This is a genomic window from Paraburkholderia sp. JHI2823 (assembly GCF_038900695.1).
GTDB classification, from domain to species: domain Bacteria; phylum Pseudomonadota; class Gammaproteobacteria; order Burkholderiales; family Burkholderiaceae; genus Paraburkholderia; species Paraburkholderia mimosarum.
In genome coordinates, this window is the sequence record NZ_JAYMRY010000012.1 from 1 (window position 1) to 14,859 (window position 14,859).

General features: G+C 65.1%; 15 protein-coding genes. 5 read left to right on the forward strand and 10 right to left on the reverse strand.

What is annotated here, in order from left to right:
• Positions 1-212: 212 nt before the first annotated feature.
• The 5 genes from VSR34_RS15365 to VSR34_RS15385 are packed head-to-tail and all read right to left on the reverse strand — an operon-like array spanning position 213 to position 3,979.
• The gene (locus VSR34_RS15365; RefSeq protein ID WP_051390955.1) at positions 213-1,619 is read right to left on the reverse strand and encodes an ATP-binding protein; all 1,407 of its coding nucleotides are present in this window, start codon (positions 1,617-1,619) and stop codon (positions 213-215) included.
• The gene (locus tag VSR34_RS15370) at positions 1,616-2,290 is read right to left on the reverse strand and encodes a response regulator (protein WP_028212710.1); all 675 of its coding nucleotides are present in this window, start codon (positions 2,288-2,290) and stop codon (positions 1,616-1,618) included. The genes VSR34_RS15365 and VSR34_RS15370 overlap by 4 nt, the downstream gene beginning before the upstream one ends.
• Before the next feature lie 25 nt (positions 2,291-2,315).
• Positions 2,316-3,053 (reverse strand): cytochrome b/b6 domain-containing protein, encoded by a 738-nt coding sequence (locus VSR34_RS15375; protein ID WP_028212709.1) that lies wholly within the window; start codon positions 3,051-3,053, stop codon positions 2,316-2,318.
• Positions 3,025-3,516, reverse strand: coding sequence for a diheme cytochrome c (locus tag VSR34_RS15380; protein ID WP_028212708.1), 492 nt, complete (start codon positions 3,514-3,516; stop codon positions 3,025-3,027). Before VSR34_RS15380 ends, VSR34_RS15375 begins: the two co-directional genes overlap by 29 nt.
• Positions 3,517-3,562: 46 nt before the next feature.
• Positions 3,563-3,979, reverse strand: coding sequence for a DUF1924 domain-containing protein (locus VSR34_RS15385; protein ID WP_028212707.1), 417 nt, complete (start codon positions 3,977-3,979; stop codon positions 3,563-3,565).
• A gap of 300 nt (positions 3,980-4,279) precedes the next feature.
• On the opposite strand from VSR34_RS15385, the gene VSR34_RS15390 reads away from it, so the two are divergent.
• Positions 4,280-4,852 (forward strand): Spy/CpxP family protein refolding chaperone, encoded by a 573-nt coding sequence (locus VSR34_RS15390; RefSeq protein ID WP_244884654.1) that lies wholly within the window; start codon positions 4,280-4,282, stop codon positions 4,850-4,852.
• Between the two features lie 168 nt (positions 4,853-5,020).
• On the opposite strand, the gene VSR34_RS15395 is transcribed toward VSR34_RS15390, so the two are convergent.
• Positions 5,021-5,230, reverse strand: a complete 210-nt coding sequence (locus VSR34_RS15395) for a hypothetical protein (protein WP_036019382.1) — start codon at positions 5,228-5,230, stop codon at positions 5,021-5,023.
• A gap of 415 nt (positions 5,231-5,645) precedes the next feature.
• Between VSR34_RS15395 and VSR34_RS15400 the strand changes: the two genes are divergently transcribed.
• Together VSR34_RS15400 and VSR34_RS15405 are read left to right on the forward strand one after the other, a co-directional pair.
• Positions 5,646-5,951 (forward strand): DUF485 domain-containing protein, encoded by a 306-nt coding sequence (locus VSR34_RS15400; RefSeq protein WP_028212705.1) that lies wholly within the window; start codon positions 5,646-5,648, stop codon positions 5,949-5,951.
• Complete coding sequence (locus VSR34_RS15405; RefSeq protein WP_028231109.1) at positions 5,948-7,609, forward strand: cation acetate symporter; 1,662 nt, start codon at positions 5,948-5,950, stop codon at positions 7,607-7,609. Before VSR34_RS15400 ends, VSR34_RS15405 begins: the two co-directional genes overlap by 4 nt.
• A gap of 138 nt (positions 7,610-7,747) precedes the next feature.
• Here VSR34_RS15405 and VSR34_RS15410 read toward each other — a convergent pair whose 3' ends face one another.
• Positions 7,748-8,110, reverse strand: a complete 363-nt coding sequence (locus tag VSR34_RS15410; protein WP_028212703.1) for a hypothetical protein — start codon at positions 8,108-8,110, stop codon at positions 7,748-7,750.
• 234 nt (positions 8,111-8,344) lie between these two features.
• On the opposite strand from VSR34_RS15410, the gene VSR34_RS15415 reads away from it, so the two are divergent.
• Positions 8,345-9,415: an MBL fold metallo-hydrolase gene (locus VSR34_RS15415; RefSeq protein WP_028212702.1), complete on the forward strand. Its 1,071-nt coding sequence runs from the start codon at positions 8,345-8,347 to the stop codon at positions 9,413-9,415.
• 22 nt (positions 9,416-9,437) lie between these two features.
• Positions 9,438-9,701, forward strand: a complete 264-nt coding sequence (locus VSR34_RS15420) for a hypothetical protein (RefSeq protein WP_342962844.1) — start codon at positions 9,438-9,440, stop codon at positions 9,699-9,701.
• A gap of 4 nt (positions 9,702-9,705) precedes the next feature.
• On the opposite strand, the gene VSR34_RS15425 is transcribed toward VSR34_RS15420, so the two are convergent.
• The 3 genes from VSR34_RS15425 to VSR34_RS15435 form a co-directional block, all read right to left on the reverse strand.
• Positions 9,706-10,458 (reverse strand): hypothetical protein, encoded by a 753-nt coding sequence (locus VSR34_RS15425; protein ID WP_342962845.1) that lies wholly within the window; start codon positions 10,456-10,458, stop codon positions 9,706-9,708.
• Between the two features lie 216 nt (positions 10,459-10,674).
• Positions 10,675-13,734, reverse strand: coding sequence for an efflux RND transporter permease subunit (locus VSR34_RS15430; protein ID WP_342962846.1), 3,060 nt, complete (start codon positions 13,732-13,734; stop codon positions 10,675-10,677).
• The gene (locus VSR34_RS15435; protein WP_342962923.1) at positions 13,731-14,834 is read right to left on the reverse strand and encodes an efflux RND transporter periplasmic adaptor subunit; all 1,104 of its coding nucleotides are present in this window, start codon (positions 14,832-14,834) and stop codon (positions 13,731-13,733) included. Before VSR34_RS15435 ends, VSR34_RS15430 begins: the two co-directional genes overlap by 4 nt.
• Positions 14,835-14,859 lie beyond the last annotated feature (25 nt).

Consider the following 14,859-nt stretch of genomic DNA (forward strand, 5'->3'; position numbering starts at 1 on the left):
ATGTCCGGTTCGATGAGCGGGGTGTGGAAACGGGGTTAAGGCGAGGTTACTCGGGCACCGCCAGACGAAAGGGGCGGCAACAGACAAACCGAACCTACCGCTACCGCGCCACATCTCGACTCTACCGGTTGCCGACTTCCGCCACATGCATGATGGAGCAGCCTTCGCCGGATTTGACGGTGTCTGTCCGATGACGTCCCGACTTATACACTTCAAGGTCTTATCCCCGTCACCGCGCCGATATTGGCTTCAGGTTCCTTGCGATTCGCACTGAACCATGAAACGTCCACACGCAAGCCCCCAAGCGCAGCGGATCTGCCTACCCGGATCGAAGCGCCATGTGCACTCGCAATGCGCCGCACGATCGACCACCCGAGGCCGCTCCCGCTTTGCCCGGTGCCCCGCGCCCGGAAGAACCGGTCTCCGAGCCGGTGCAAGTCGTCCTCCGGCAGACCCGGCCCGCTATCTTCCACGGCCAGCACGACGCGGCCATCGCAACGGCGCACCGACACCGAGATTCGAGCCCGAGGAGGGCTATAGCGGACAGCGTTGTCGACCAGGTTGCGAATGAGCGCAGCAATCAGCACCTCGTTGCCTGTGATGTCGCAGTGTTCAGCCGCTTCGAGTTCGAGTCGCTGCCACTTGCCGATCGACCGGGGGGCGATGTCGGCGACAACCTGCTTCGCAACGGCACCCATGTCGACCGCAGTGCTGTCAGTGGTATCGTCGGCCGGCGTCCCCGCTTCGAGTCGCGACAGCAGCAAGAGCTGGTCGACGAGATGCGCCATACGGTCGCAGCCCTCGAGCACGCCAGAGAGCGCGTGCCTGCGAAGCGCGGCATCGGCTTCCGCCATCGCTACCTGGGCCTGTGCCTTGATCGCGGCGATGGGCGTGCGCAGTTCATGCGCGGCATCGGCGGTGAAGCGCCGCTCCGCGTCGAGCACAGCCCGAATGCGATCGAACAGACGGTTGAGCGCATCGAGCATCGGCTGCATTTCTTGGGGTGCGCGATTCATCCGGACCACGTCCAGTGCACGCGGATCGCGCCGCGCCAGCATGCTGCCCAGGTCCCGGAGCGGCGCCGCGCCTCGCCGCACTGCCCACCAGGTCACGAGCGCGAGCACCGGCAGGGCGCCGGCCATGGGCCAGAAGGCGCTGCGCATCACCGCCATCAGTATCGAAGTGCGTGAGTCGACCCGTTCGCCCACGTAGACTTCGACATCGTGCTGCGCGCCGGGAGTCGCAAACACGCGCCATGCGTTGCCCTCTATCTGGACGGTCCAGAACCCCGATTGCCGCTTCTCCCGGGAAGGCACCATCGGTTGCGCGGGCGCGTTGGCCGAATGCATGCCGAGCCGCCCTTCGTGGAAAACCTGAAATACCACCTTCGGCGCATAGGGATGCAGAATCGGCGTGTCCAGGGTTTCGTCGTCGTCTGCCGCCTGGGCCTGCTGCATCACCAGCAGCGCGGCAGCCTGCGCGAGGTGGCTGTCGAGTAGCTGATCGATTTCCCGCCGCGCGTCCTGCCAGGTGAGTACGCTCGCGCCCAGCCACACGCCAGCGACCACACCCGTCACGAGCACCAGCAAACGTCCCTGCAGCGAGCGAGGCAGCTTCATGGCTCGCCCGTGGTTTCGCGCATCAGCACGTAGCCCACGCCGCGTACCGTCCGGATCAGGTCGCTGCCGAGCTTGCTTCTGAGGCGGTGCACATGCACTTCGACTGCATTGCTCTCCACTTCCCGGCCCCAGCTATACAGGTGCTGCTCGATCTGCTCACGCGAAAGCACGCGGCCTGCATTGAGCATCAACACGTGCAGCAGATCGAACTCGCGCGCGGACAGCGTGACGGGTGCGCCGCCGCGGTAGACCATACGCGATGCCGGTTCCAGCACCACATCGTGAGCCTGAAGCCGCTCGCGCGGCCGGCCATGCGCGCGGCGCACCAGTGCCCGCAGCCGGGCGCCGAGTTCATGGAGGTCGATCGGTTTGACCACGTAGTCATCGGCGCCGATGTCGAGCCCGCGAACGCGGTCCTTCACGGCATCGCGCGCCGTGAGCACCAGAATGGGAAGCTCCACACCGGCGCGGCGCACGTTTAGCAGCACATCGATTCCGTCCATGCGCGGCAAGCCGAGATCGAGCACCGCAGCCGCATACGGTTGCGCGCGCAACTCGCTTTGCGCCGCTTCACCGTCGCGAACCCAGTCGACTTGAAAGCCCTGCTGCCGCAACCCGGCACGAATGCCGTCGCCGAGCAGGGTGTCGTCTTCGACAAGCAGAATGCGCACGCGTGAAAGGTCCTGTCGATCGGGTTCAGTCGCCGTCTCCATCTCCGTCGGTCCGCAGATGCGCAGCGGAACCGGCGGATGGGGTTGGCGCCGGTGTTTGCGGCGCTGCTTGCCATTGTGTCCACCACCAGGCGATCGCGGCTGCCATGACCAACGCAGCGAATCCCCAGCGCGCGGTTCGTATGCTTTCGTTCGCGCGGCCCGATTTGTATCCCGTTACCATCGCGCCAATCAGGTTTTCGCGATGCAGCAGGCTACTCGCCAGCACCGCGACGACGTGAATGGCGATGAGCGCGAGCATGGCGTTGGCGACGCCCCCATGCAGCTCGCCAAGCCATTCGCCGCCGGTGCCGTTATAAGCGGCCCAGCCGGTCGCTCCGACCGCCCAGGTCATGAGCAGCATCGCAACGATCGCGATGGCGCCTGCCGGATTGTGGCCAACGTGTCGTTCAGGACGTCCCTTGAGGAGGCTCGCCATGTAGCGCATGACCGCTGTTGGCGAGCGCACGAAGGCGGAGAACCGGGCGTATCGCGTGCCCATCAGTCCCCAGACGATGCGAAACCCTACGAGGCCGACCATCGTGTAGCCCAGTGTCGCGTGCAGCAGGCGCCATCGCTCGCTCTCCGCGGTCAGCCAGGCGCCGGCGAACGAGGCAACCATCAGCCAGTGGAACACGCGCACGGGCGCGTCCCATACCAGAATCCGGATCGTGCCGGACGCATGCGCGTCATTGTCAGCGCGGGATACGGATGTATCGTTCATCGAAATTTCCTTGATCTGCCTGCGTATGGCAGGCGGCGCAGTTGGACGCGCTCTTGATTGCGGGACGCCGCCACGTCGACGCGGGCACTTCGTCGTGCGCGGCCATGAACCATGAGGTGCGGGTAATGCGATCCTCGGGCGGTGCGTTCGCCGCCCGCCCCGCGTTTGCCGCGTGGCCCGTGAGCCAGCCTTCGAGCTGCTTCACGGAAGCGGGGTCCAGAGACGCGTTGGTGCCGAAGTGGTGATCGAGATTGTTCAGGATGCGTCGCCATGAATCGGCAGGCAACATACCTGGCGGATAGGCCAGGTGGCACGCGGCGCACTCTTGCCGGTATTTGGGCAGTGGCGTCACGGATCTTGCCTGCTGTTGTTCTTCGTCCTCCGCGAAACCCGGGCCGGAAAGCACGGTCGCGGCCAGTGCCGTGAACGCGAACGCAATAGCAGTAGCGGGTCGGATTCTCATAGGTCAGTCACCAGCGAAGTCATCGATGTGGATCGCGCCGTGCGTGCTATGGCTTGAGCGTCATGAGCCAGCTCAGGATGTCGGCTTTCTCCGACACCGTGCACTCGCGCCCAACCACGTCGCCGCAATTGCGGCGGAACCACTTTTCCGTTTTTGCCGCATCGGTAAAGCGCTCCGGATTGAAGGCCGGCGCGAGCGGTGCAATCGTCTTGCCCGTGGCTGCGTGCTGGCCGTTTGCGGTCGGCGTGGCGCCGTGGCAGGTCGCGCAGGCCCACTCACGGCCATGCCGCGTGGTGAAGAACTGTTGGCCCCGCGAGGGCACGGGCGCAGATCCCGACTGCGCGGCGTAGCCGTTCAAGATTTGCGCGGGAGATTGCGCGTACGCGGCTGGAACACCGGTGGCAGTGACAAAGCCGAACACGTAGAGCAAGCGAAGCGCGCGCAGGCATCCGGACGTGAGCATCGTGAATTCTCCTGGTGGATGCCCTCCATGTTCGGGCGGCTTCCTTACCGGATTCTTAACGCCGCCATCCAATGCATTTTCAACAACCGCGCCCCGCTTTTTTTGATCTGAATCAACCCCGTCGGATCACGCGGTGGTCAGTGCCCACGGGGCCGGAGAACGGATCCGCTGACCCTTCAGCATCATGCAGACGATGAATTGACGTATGTCAATGGCTAAAGCAGCAACGTTCGTAGATTGGAACAAGCGGTTCCCTGCGTCGCAGGTGAGCGCCCGGTATGCATGATGAAGGAGATGACGATGTACGTTGTTTCGCGTTTGAGCCGAGTTCTTCTTTGTCTGGCTGGCGTGGCTCTCTATGGAACGGCTCTGGCCGATTCCTCGCCATCGCCGAACGTCGCGTCTCAGGTCGACTGCGGGAGATGGGGGAATGGGCCGGGGCCGGGCATGATGGGTGGCGGGTATGGTGCGGGAATGATGGGTTACGGCGCCGGGCCCGGCATGATGCATGGCTACGGAATGGGAATGGGCATGGGCCCTGGCGCCATGATGCCGGGCGGCTGGGCAGCCAGTCTGGATCTGACCGACGACCAGCGTACGAAGATCAATCAGATCCAGGACCAGGCACGCAAGCGTCTCTGGGCGCTGATGGGCAGCATGATGGATCAGCAGGCGACGCTGCGCGACTTGTACCAGGCGCCGAAGCGCGACGACGCGGCAATCGACGAGACCCACAAGGCGATCGGCGCGCTCCGTCAAAAGATGACCGACTCCTCGATCGATGCGCGCAAGCGTGTGGAGGCCGTGCTGACGCGCAAGCAGCTGGACAAGCTTCGCGCGTACGAAAATCAGGCGGACGAGCTCGGATGGTGACGTATGGCGAGGTCGAAGTGCGAACTCGCTGCTGCTGAAGCCGACGCGCGTTCGATCCACCGCAGTGCATGTCGAATCGCAGCGTCTCGATGAATGTATCGTCGATGATGGTTCACTGCGATTCGAGCGTACGGATCAATCGGACGCCGGCACCCTTGCCAGGCTACGTCACGCCTTGACGTTAATCAGTTGACCGATCGTCTGGCCACTGGAATTGACGGTGGGCGCCGATGCAGTCGGTGCCGCCTGCGACGCCTTATCGTCAGCGTCGCCATCCCTGTCAGGACCCACCTCGCCAGCTTCACCGCCCTTCGAGACGTTTGGCGGCAACGGATGCTGCTGTGCGACGGCGTTGCCGCCGATGGAAGATATCGTCATTGTTTTCCTCTGGAAAATATGGGTACAACGCTGTGCCCGATCGGGTTATCGGCGCGCGTTGCTCGTGGATTGAGTCTCTTTCTGGAGGAAACCTTCTCACCATGGTGAGCAATCACCGGTTGCGGCCGGGACGCGTCGGCGAAGAAAAACCGAGGCGATTCGTGGCTTCGTTTCCGTTGCATGTCGCGTAAACCCTCCCGCAAGAAATCGCCCGCCGTAAGAACCGGGTAAGCCGGCGCTTTTAACTTACTCACGAGCGCATCGAAAGAACAACAGCTGAGAACGTGCGCCCGAGCGCATCGCGCCACATCCCCGCACGGGGATCCCCAACTCATATGGCTCGCTGATCGTTCCGGCGCTGCCCGAAAGAACGCGTTCTTTCAGGCAGTGGAAGATACCCGTATAGGAGACGAAGATGGACCTCAAACTCGCAGAGAAAATAAAATCGAGCGCGACATATCGCGAACTGGTGCGAAAGCGCTCGAAGCTCGCCTGGACGCTGACCGCCCTCGTGCTGGTCGTCTACTACGGCTACGTGCTGCTCGTCGCCTTCGACAAGAGTCTGCTTGCCGCGAGGATGGGTGCGGGCGTGATGACCTGGGGCATGCCGATCGGGCTCTTCGTGATCGTGTTCACGGTGGTGATCACCGGCCTCTACGTGCGCCACGCCAACAGCAACTACGATGAACTCACCGACCGGATCAAGCGGGAGGCCGCATGAAAGCCCGACAATTCCTCGCCGCAAACGCGCTGCTCGCCGCTTCGGCCAGTTGCTTCGCCGCCGGTGCCGACCTCGGCCAGGCGGTCAAGCAGGCGACCAACTGGACCGCGATCTGCATGTTCATGCTGTTCGTGATCGCCACGCTGTTCATCACCAAATGGGCCGCCAGAAAGACGCGCTCGGCCGCCGAGTTCTATACCGCGGGCGGCGGCATCACCGGTTTTCAGAACGGCCTTGCGATCGCGGGCGACTTCATGTCTGCGGCGTCGTTCCTCGGTATCTCGGCCGCGGTCTACGCGAACGGCTATGACGGCCTCATCTATTCGATCGGCTTTCTGGTGGGCTGGCCGATCATCACGTTCCTGATGGCCGAACGACTGCGCAATCTCGGCCGCTTCACGTTCGCCGATGTGGCCGCCTACCGCTTCAAGCAAGCCCCGATACGCGCGTTCGCCGCATCGGGCACGCTCGTCGTGGTGGCGTTTTACCTGATCGCGCAGATGGTGGGCGCGGGACAGCTCATCAAGCTGCTGTTCGGCCTCGACTACTGGATCGCGGTGGTGATTGTCGGCGCACTAATGATGGTGTACGTGCTCTTCGGCGGCATGACCGCGACCACCTGGGTGCAGATCATCAAGGCGTGCCTGCTCCTTGCGGGCGCCTCGTTCATGGCTTTCATGGTGCTCTGGCAATTCCACTTCAGCCCCGAGGCGCTGTTCGCGAAGGCCGTGGAAGTGCACGAGAAGAAGGCCTCGATCATGGGGCCGGGCAACTTCATCAAGGATCCGATCTCGGCGATCTCGTTCGGCATGGCGCTGATGTTCGGCACGGCCGGCCTGCCGCACATCCTGATGCGCTTCTTCACCGTTCCCAATGCGAAGGAAGCACGCAAGTCGGTGTTCTGGGCGACCACCTGGGTCGGCTACTTCTACATCCTCACCTTCATCATCGGCTTCGGCGCGATCGTGCTGGTGAGCACGAATCCGGTCTTCAAGGACGCGGGCGGCAAGCTGCTCGGCGGTGCCAACATGGCCGCCGTGCATCTGGCGAATGCGGTCGGCGGCAATGTGTTCCTCGGTTTCATCTCGGCCGTCGCCTTCGCGACCATCCTCGCGGTCGTCGCTGGCCTCACGCTCGCCGGTGCTTCGGCCGTGTCGCACGATCTGTATGCGACCGTGCTCAAGCACGGCAAGGCATCGAGCGAGAGCGAACTGCGCGTTTCGCGTTTCACCACGGTCGTGCTGGGCATCGTTGCGGTCGTGCTGGGCATCGTGTTCGAAAAGCAGAACATCGCGTTCATGGTGTCGCTCGCCTTCGCAGTCGCGGCCTCGGCCAATTTCCCGGTCCTGTTCATGTCCGTGCTGTGGCGCGGCTGCACGACGCGCGGCGCCACCATCGGCGGCTTCCTTGGGCTGCTCTCGGCGGTGCTGCTGACGGTCCTCTCCAAGGCCGTGTGGGTCGATGTATTCCACTATGCGAACGCACCGTTTCCGTACGCTTCGCCCGCGCTCTTTTCGATGGCGATCGGCTTCGCCGGCATCTGGATCTTCTCGGTGACCGACAAGTCCGCTCGCGCACGGATCGACCACGCCGGGTTCGAGGCGCAGAGCGTGCGCTCGGAAACCGGCATCGGCGCGGTGGAGGGCGCGAGCCACTAACGAGGCCTGGTACACTTCGAAGGGGCGGCGTCGCGACTCGGCGAGGTCGACTATCGAAGAGATTCAAAAGGGAGGGGGCGACGCATCTGCGGCGCCTCCTTCCGTCAATCTGCAGTCGATTAGCAAGCCGAAGTAACTTCAAGGCTTTGCGACATGCCACATGTCTTTGAAGCCGTCGCCATTCGTCTGTCCTGCCCGCGTGTCTTTGGCATAGCGATAGAGGGGGTGGCCCTTGTAGGTCCATTGATGCTTCCCGTCCGCAGAAGCGATGAGCCCCCAGTCGCCGCTCGCCTTGTCGTAGGGATCGGCGAGCGCGGCGGGCCACATGGCGGCGCACGCGCCGGCGCAGGCGCTTTTGCCCTGCGCCGTATCCTTGTCGAACGTATAGAGCGTCATACCGTCGTCGTCGACGACGATGCCGTTGGCAACCTTGGGCGCTTCCGCGAACGCCGCGATCGGCAGCAAGCAAGCCGCTGCGACGCACAACAAGATTCTGGTCATGATTTCCGTCCTTGTGAAAACCCACCCGGGATAGCTGATAAACGGCTGACGGCCGCGTTTCTTCCACCATGGCCACCCATTCGTTCGCTGTCGAACAAACGCGGGTAAGGGCATCACGCATGATCTTCTGGCGCGCTTTTGCGCCAGCAGCTTTTGTGCACCAGGAGCCGCCGGGGCGGGCCGGATGGGGCATACTGCACAGCGCGCCCCGCCTTTTTGCCCGAGGAAGCCGCGATGATCTTTCGACAGCTTTTCGACCCCGTATCGTCCACTTACACCTACCTGCTCGGCGACGCTGAAAGCGGCGAAGCGCTGCTGATCGACCCCGTCTACGAGCAGGTGCCGCGCGATCTCGCGCTCTTGCAGGAGTTGGGCCTGCGGCTTCAGACGACGTTGGACACCCACGTGCACGCCGACCACGTAACGGGCGCATGGCGCTTGCGCGAGCGCTGCGGCAGCCGGATCGCGCTCGCCGCGGTGGTGGGCGCCGAGGGCGTCGACCTGCCGCTACGGCATGGCGACCGCGTTTCGTTCGGCAAGCGCTATCTGGAAGTTCGCGCCACGCCCGGCCACACGAGCGGCTGTCTGACCTATGTGCTCGACGACGCGAGCATGGCCTTCACCGGCGATAGTCTGCTGATACGCGGCTGCGGCCGTACCGATTTCCAGGGCGGGAGCGCGCAGGCGCTTTTCACGTCGGTGCGCGAGCAGATCCTCACGCTGCCCGACCCTTGCCTGCTTTATCCCGGGCACGACTATCGCGGCATCACGGTCACGAGCGTGGCCGAAGAGCGGCGCTTCAACCCGCGCCTGGGTGGCGACGTCGATCTCGGCGATTTCGCGGGCTACATGCATAACCTGAATTTGCCGCACCCCAAGCTGATGGCCGTCGCGGTGCCCGCCAACCTGCGCTGCGGGAAGCCCGAAGGCGAGGCGCCGGTTCAGGAGTCGCCCGACTGGGCGCCCCTCACGCTGCGCTTTAGCGGCGTATGGGAGATCGAGCCGATGGCGCTGCTGGAGCATGCGGCCGGGTTGCAGATCGTGGACGTGCGCGAGGCGCCCGAGTTCATCGACCCGCTCGGCCACTTGCCCGACGCGAAGCTCGTGCCGCTCTCGCAGTTGATGGCCCGGATCGACGAACTCGACCGCGAGCGCCCCGTCGTGGCCGTGTGCCGCTCGGGTGTGCGGTCTGCGCAGGCGAGCGTGCTGCTGAGCAAGGCGGGCTTCGACAAGGTGGCCAATCTCGCTGGCGGGATGCTGCGCTGGAAGGCGGAGGGTTTGCCGGTCGCGCCAGGGAGCCGCTGATGATGCCTTCGAGGAGACGAACATGACTGCCCACGACTTCGCCGAGTTCTCCTGGGACGAGCAGGAGGACGTCAAGGCCGTGCTTGCCAGCCGGGGGCTCGAGCTGCGCGAGTTCAGGATCTCGGACAACGCCAGCGCGGCTGGGGAGGGGAAGAACGGACCGGTCCGGCAGGTTTGCGTAACGCGGATCACCAATGGCAAGACGGCCACCTATGAAACCGACCACTTCGCCCCCTGGATCACCGACTTCGACGAGGCGCTGCAAGCCGGCGAATTCGACGACTGAGCGGTTATCGGCTCAACGCGGCCTGAGCCCGCTGGAGCCACTCGCCATTGTGTTCGCGGGCATGGCGCGGCCAGTGCTTCGCGTCGTGCACGATTTCGGCATATAGCTCGCGCGCGCGCTGGCGGTCGGCTGGATCCGGCTGCTTCGCCAGCCAGTCGGCGAACAGGCAACGCGGTGCGGCGTCGCTTGCGCACGAGAGCGCGGTTTCGAACGCGGCACGCGCGCCCGGTGCCCCTGTCGCGGCCAGGGCACGTGCATACAGCAAGGACGGATCCGGTTGCTGGCGGGCGACCGGTTGCACGGCGAACAGCTTTTCCAGCGTCTCCTGTGTGGCCGCGGCATTGCCGTTGGCAAACTGCGCACGCGCCAGCCCTTCGAGCAAGGCCGGATCGGACGCGAACGGGCCGCTGGCTGCGGCCTGATAGTGCTCCAGCGCTTCGGCGGCGTTGCCGGCATCGAGCAGCGCGGCCCCCAGCCGCATGCGATGCGCGACGGTCGGCGCGCGGTCGAAATCCGTGCGCGCCTCGCGCACCGCGCGATTGGGATCGACGAGCTGCGAGATGGCCCTTGACGTCGCCCTGGCCCCGCGCGACTGGCGCAGCGAGGGCAAGTAGATGACGAAGAAGTAGACGAGGCTGCCAAGACCAGGAAAAAGAAACAGGATCAGCAGCCAGTACATGTTCTGCTGGTTGCGAATCGCATGCACCGCGAAGAGCAGGGCGATGATGACGTAAAGGCTGATTCCGAAAATGCGCATCGACGAGAAGGTCCGTTGTGCTGCGTGATCCGCCGCGAGTCATCGAATCGATCGGGTGGCGGGGAACGCGTCAATGGGAAGGGCCGTGCAGGTTGCGCTGCAGCGACTCCAACCCCCAATGATACTGCCTGGCGGTTTCGGTCTCCGCGAGCGCGCCGCGAATCGCGGCCTTTCGAACGGCAATTGACGGATCGGCGCCCACAGACGCGGTTGCGCCTACGCGCGTTTCGCGGCGACGTACGTGTAGACGACCGGGAGCACGAACAGCGTGAACGCCGTGCCCACGAGCATGCCGCTCGCGAGCGTGATGCCTATCGCGAAGCGGCTCGCTGCCCCTGCGCCGCTCGCGAACACCAGCGGCGCCATACCCGCGACCATCGCAGCCGTGGTCATCAGGATCGGGCGCAGCCGCACCGCGGCCGCGCGCTCGATTGCGGCAGCGCGGTCGAGCCCTTCGGCGCGCCGCAAGTCGTTCGCGAAGCTGACCATCAGAATGCCGTGCTTCGAGATGAGACCGATCAGCGTCACGAGCCCGATCTGTGTATAGATGTTGAGCGTCGCGTAGCCCAGATAGAGCGGCACGAGCGCGCCGCAGACGGAGAGCGGCACGGTCACGAGAATCACGACCGGATCGCGCGTGCTCTCGAACTGCGCGGCGAGCGCGAGAAAGATCAGGATCAGCGCGAACACGAACGTCACGATGAGCCGGTTGCCTTCGTGCACGTATTGCCTCGACTCGCCCAGCCAGTCGATCGAATAGCCGGCAGGCAGGTCCAGCGAGCGCAGGAATTCGACCGCTTCGCCCATGGTCACGCCTGCTGCCGGTATCGCCGAAAACGTGACCGCGTTCATCTGGTTGAACTGGTTGAGCATCGCGGGTTGATGACCCGTCGAAACGCGCACGACCGTCGACAGCGGAATCATCCCGCCCGACGCAGTCTTCACGTAGTAGCGGTTCAACGTATCGGCGGAGAGGCGCTCGTTGCGCGTGACCTGCGTAATTACGTCGTATGCGCGCCCGTCGTGGTTGAAACGGTTCACATAGTTTTCGCCGACCAGCAGCGCGAACGTTTCGGCAATGTGCTGCATCGTGATGCCGAGCGCGTTCGCCGCGTCGCGGTCGATGTCGACGTTGATCGCGCGGCTGTCGAATGTGAGGTCAGTGTCCATGGCCGCGAACAAGCCGCTGTTCGTCGCGTCCGCCTTCAGTTTCTCCATCTGCACAAACAGCTCCGGGTAGCTTGCGGGCGCGAGCAACACCATCTGCACCGGCAAACCGCCGCTCGACGCGGGCAACGCCGGCAGCAGGAAGGCGAATACCTGGGTGCCGGTTATTCCGTTTGCCCCGGCCTGCACGAGCGACTGCAGTTCGAATGCACTGCGCTCGCGCCCGGACCAGTCCACCAGGTTGACCCCGGCAAAGCCGAGGTTGTTGCCGTTGTAGCCGTTCAGGATGAAACTCGTATCCGCCTCAGGCAACGTTCGGAACACGCGTTCCATGTCCGCCGCGTAGCGCTCCATGTAATCGAGGTTCGCGTACTTCGGCGCCTTGATCGCGGCCATGATAGAGCCTTGATCCTCGGGCGGCGCGAGCTCGTGTTTGGCCCCCAGCGCGAGCGGTACGATGACGGCCATCACACCGACGCCGAGCGCTACCGTTGCGCTCCGCGCCGCGAGGCTCGCACGCAGCGCGCGCTGGTAGCGTGCAGTGAGTTGCCCGAGCCCGCGTTCGATCGCGCGTTCGAGACGCGAGGCGGCTACGCCCCGTGCGAGAAGTTGCGCGCCGAGCATGGGCGACAGCGTGAGCGCGACCACGCCCGACATCAACACGGCGCCCGCGAGCGTGAACGCGAATTCGCGAAACAGCGACCCGGTCAGGCCGCCCATCAGTCCAATGGGCGCGTAGACGGCAATCAGCGTGCCCGTCATCACGACGACCGGCGCGACGATCTCGCGCGTGCCCACGAGCGCAGCGCGCAGCGGCGCCATGCCACCTTCGACGTGCCGGTGAATGTTCTCGACAACGACGATTGCGTCGTCCACGACGAGGCCGATGGCCAGCACCATCGCGAGCATGGTCAGGATGTTCAGTGAGAAACCGGCGGCCAGCATCAACAACGCGGTGCCGGCGAGCGACAGCGGAATCGCGACCACGGGCACGATGACCGCGCGCAGCGAGCCGAGAAACACGAAGATCACGACCACGACGATGGCGACCGTTTCGGCGAGCGTGACGCAAACCTCGTCGATCGACGCATGAATGAAGCGGGCGACGTCGAAGCCGTTCGCGATGGCGAGGCCTTCGGGCTTCGTATGTTCCATCTGGGGCAGCAGTGCCTCGATGCCGCGCACGATCTCGAGCGGATTGCCCGCAGGCGTAGCGTTCACCGCGATGTAAACGGCGCGGCGGCCGTTCATCAGCGCGCTCGAGTCGTCGTTCTGGCCGCCCGTTGCGACGGACGCCACGTCCTTGAGCCTTACGACGCCATGGTCGTAGCCGCCGGTTTTCACGATGAGTTCGCCGAACGAGCGCGGGTCGCCGAGATCGGTGTTCGCGGCGATGTCCGCGGCCGTCAGCGCGCCTTTGGCCTGACCCGGCGCCGCCTGCACGTTGTTCGCCTTGAGCGCCGCCGCGATCTCGCCCGCGCTCAGCCCGTGCGCCGCGAGGCGCGCCGCGTCGATCCACACGCGCATCGCGAGATTGCGGCCGCCGAGGATGTCCGCGGACGCGACGCCGGGCACGGCGCTCACGAGCGGCTGTGCGACACGCACCACGAAGTCGGTAATCTCGGGCACAGACAGCGTGTCGCTCGCGAAGCCGAGGTACATGACGGCGGTCGGCGCGTCCGTGAGCCTGGTGATGACCGGATCGTTCGCATCGACCGGTAGCCTGTATTTGACCTGCTGCACCTTCGCCAGGACTTCGGTCATCGCGCGGTCCGAATCCGCGCCGAGGCGCAGCCGCGCCTTCACGACGCTTCGGCCTTGCGTTGTCGTCGAGGCGAGATAGTCGATGCCTTCGGCGGTCGCGATCGACTGCGCGATGGGCGCCGTGACGAAGCCTTGCATCAGCGTTTGCGATGCGCCGGGGTAGCCGGTCTCGACGCTAATCGTCGCGCTTTCGAGCGCCGGGTATTGCCGGACCGGCAACGCCATCAGTGCGCGCGCGCCGACGAGCAGGATCAGCAGACCCAGAGTCGCGGCCAGCACCGGGCGCTCGATGAACAGGTCGGTCCAGCGCGCGCCGTCGGCTTCATGTTCGCGGCGCCGGATCATTGCGGCCGCTCCGGCGGCGTTGCGCCGTCGAGTGCGATCTTCACGCGCATGCCCGGCGCGACGCGCAACTGGCCGGACGTCACGATGACTTCACCGGGACGCAGACCGTCGAGCACCGCCACGCGGTCATCGCGGCGCGCACCGGTCTCGATGCGGCGAATCGCAACTGTGCCGACGCCGTTGCGGTCCGCGTGCTCGACGACGGCAACCGTTTCGCCGTCCTGCGAGGTCTGCACCGCGGTATCGGGCACCGTGAGCACGTCGTGCCGGGGCGGCAGTTCGAGCCTGACCTGGGCATACATGCCGGGGCGTAACAGATGGTTTGGATTGCTCAGCGTGGCCTGAACGCTCACGTTGCGCGTACGCTCGTCGACATGCGGTTCGAGCGCGGTGACGCGGGCGTCGAACAGGCGGCCGGGAAACGCGTCGGTCGCGACGCGCACGCGCGAGCCGGGACGTAGTTGCCCGAGGTGCTTTTGCGGCAAGGCGAAATTCACGTGCAACGTATCCAGGTCTGTCAGCGTCGCTATGGGGTCGCCCGCGTTCACATACTGCCCGACGTTCACGCGCCGCAAGCCGATCTCGCCGCTGAACGGCGCACGCACGCTCTTCTGCGTGATGACGGCCTGGACTTGCCGGGCATCCGCGGTGGTCGCTGCGAAATCGAACCGATGCTCATCGAGCGCCCGGCGCGATTCCGCGCCCATCGGCACCAGCGTTTGCGAGCGCTGGAGCTGGGTTTTCGCGTAGGCCGCCCTAGCTTGCAGACTCGCAAGCCGCGCGCGTTCCGGTGCATCGTAGAGCTGCACGAGCCGCGCGCCTTCGGCGACCGCCGTGCCCGGCTCGAATTCGATGCCCGTCACGCGCCCGGCGACCTCCGGCGCGAGCGTGACCTGCCGGACCGCCGCGAGCGTGCCGATTGCGTCGAGCGTGACGGATTCCATGCCGGTCCGCGCAACGGTGGCCGCGACCGTGAGCGGCGGGGCGGGGGGCGGAGCCTCGCGGGTGGGCACGTCGCGCGCGTGCCGCCACAGCACGAAACTGCCGAAAACAGCGGCCAGTGCGACGACCGCCAGCGCGAGCGGCCGGGCGGCGCGCATCCGCGCGCGCCAGCGGGGCAGGACT

Coding starts and splice junctions, on each gene's coding strand:
- VSR34_RS15375 (WP_028212709.1), bottom strand. CDS start 3,053: ATGAACGATACATCCGTATCCCGCGCTGACAATGACGCGCATGCGTCC.
- VSR34_RS15385 (WP_028212707.1), bottom strand. CDS start 3,979: ATGCTCACGTCCGGATGCCTGCGCGCGCTTCGCTTGCTCTACGTGTTC.
- VSR34_RS15430 (WP_342962846.1), bottom strand. CDS start 13,734: ATGATCCGGCGCCGCGAACATGAAGCCGACGGCGCGCGCTGGACCGAC.
- VSR34_RS15405 (WP_028231109.1), top strand. CDS start 5,948: ATGAAAGCCCGACAATTCCTCGCCGCAAACGCGCTGCTCGCCGCTTCG.
- VSR34_RS15390 (WP_244884654.1), top strand. CDS start 4,280: ATGTACGTTGTTTCGCGTTTGAGCCGAGTTCTTCTTTGTCTGGCTGGC.
- VSR34_RS15415 (WP_028212702.1), top strand. CDS start 8,345: ATGATCTTTCGACAGCTTTTCGACCCCGTATCGTCCACTTACACCTAC.
- VSR34_RS15365 (WP_051390955.1), bottom strand. CDS start 1,619: ATGAAGCTGCCTCGCTCGCTGCAGGGACGTTTGCTGGTGCTCGTGACG.
- VSR34_RS15425 (WP_342962845.1), bottom strand. CDS start 10,458: ATGCGCATTTTCGGAATCAGCCTTTACGTCATCATCGCCCTGCTCTTC.
- VSR34_RS15400 (WP_028212705.1), top strand. CDS start 5,646: ATGGACCTCAAACTCGCAGAGAAAATAAAATCGAGCGCGACATATCGC.
- VSR34_RS15410 (WP_028212703.1), bottom strand. CDS start 8,110: ATGACCAGAATCTTGTTGTGCGTCGCAGCGGCTTGCTTGCTGCCGATC.
- VSR34_RS15420 (WP_342962844.1), top strand. CDS start 9,438: ATGACTGCCCACGACTTCGCCGAGTTCTCCTGGGACGAGCAGGAGGAC.
- VSR34_RS15395 (WP_036019382.1), bottom strand. CDS start 5,230: ATGACGATATCTTCCATCGGCGGCAACGCCGTCGCACAGCAGCATCCG.
- VSR34_RS15435 (WP_342962923.1), bottom strand. CDS start 14,834: ATGCGCGCCGCCCGGCCGCTCGCGCTGGCGGTCGTCGCACTGGCCGCT.
- VSR34_RS15380 (WP_028212708.1), bottom strand. CDS start 3,516: ATGAGAATCCGACCCGCTACTGCTATTGCGTTCGCGTTCACGGCACTG.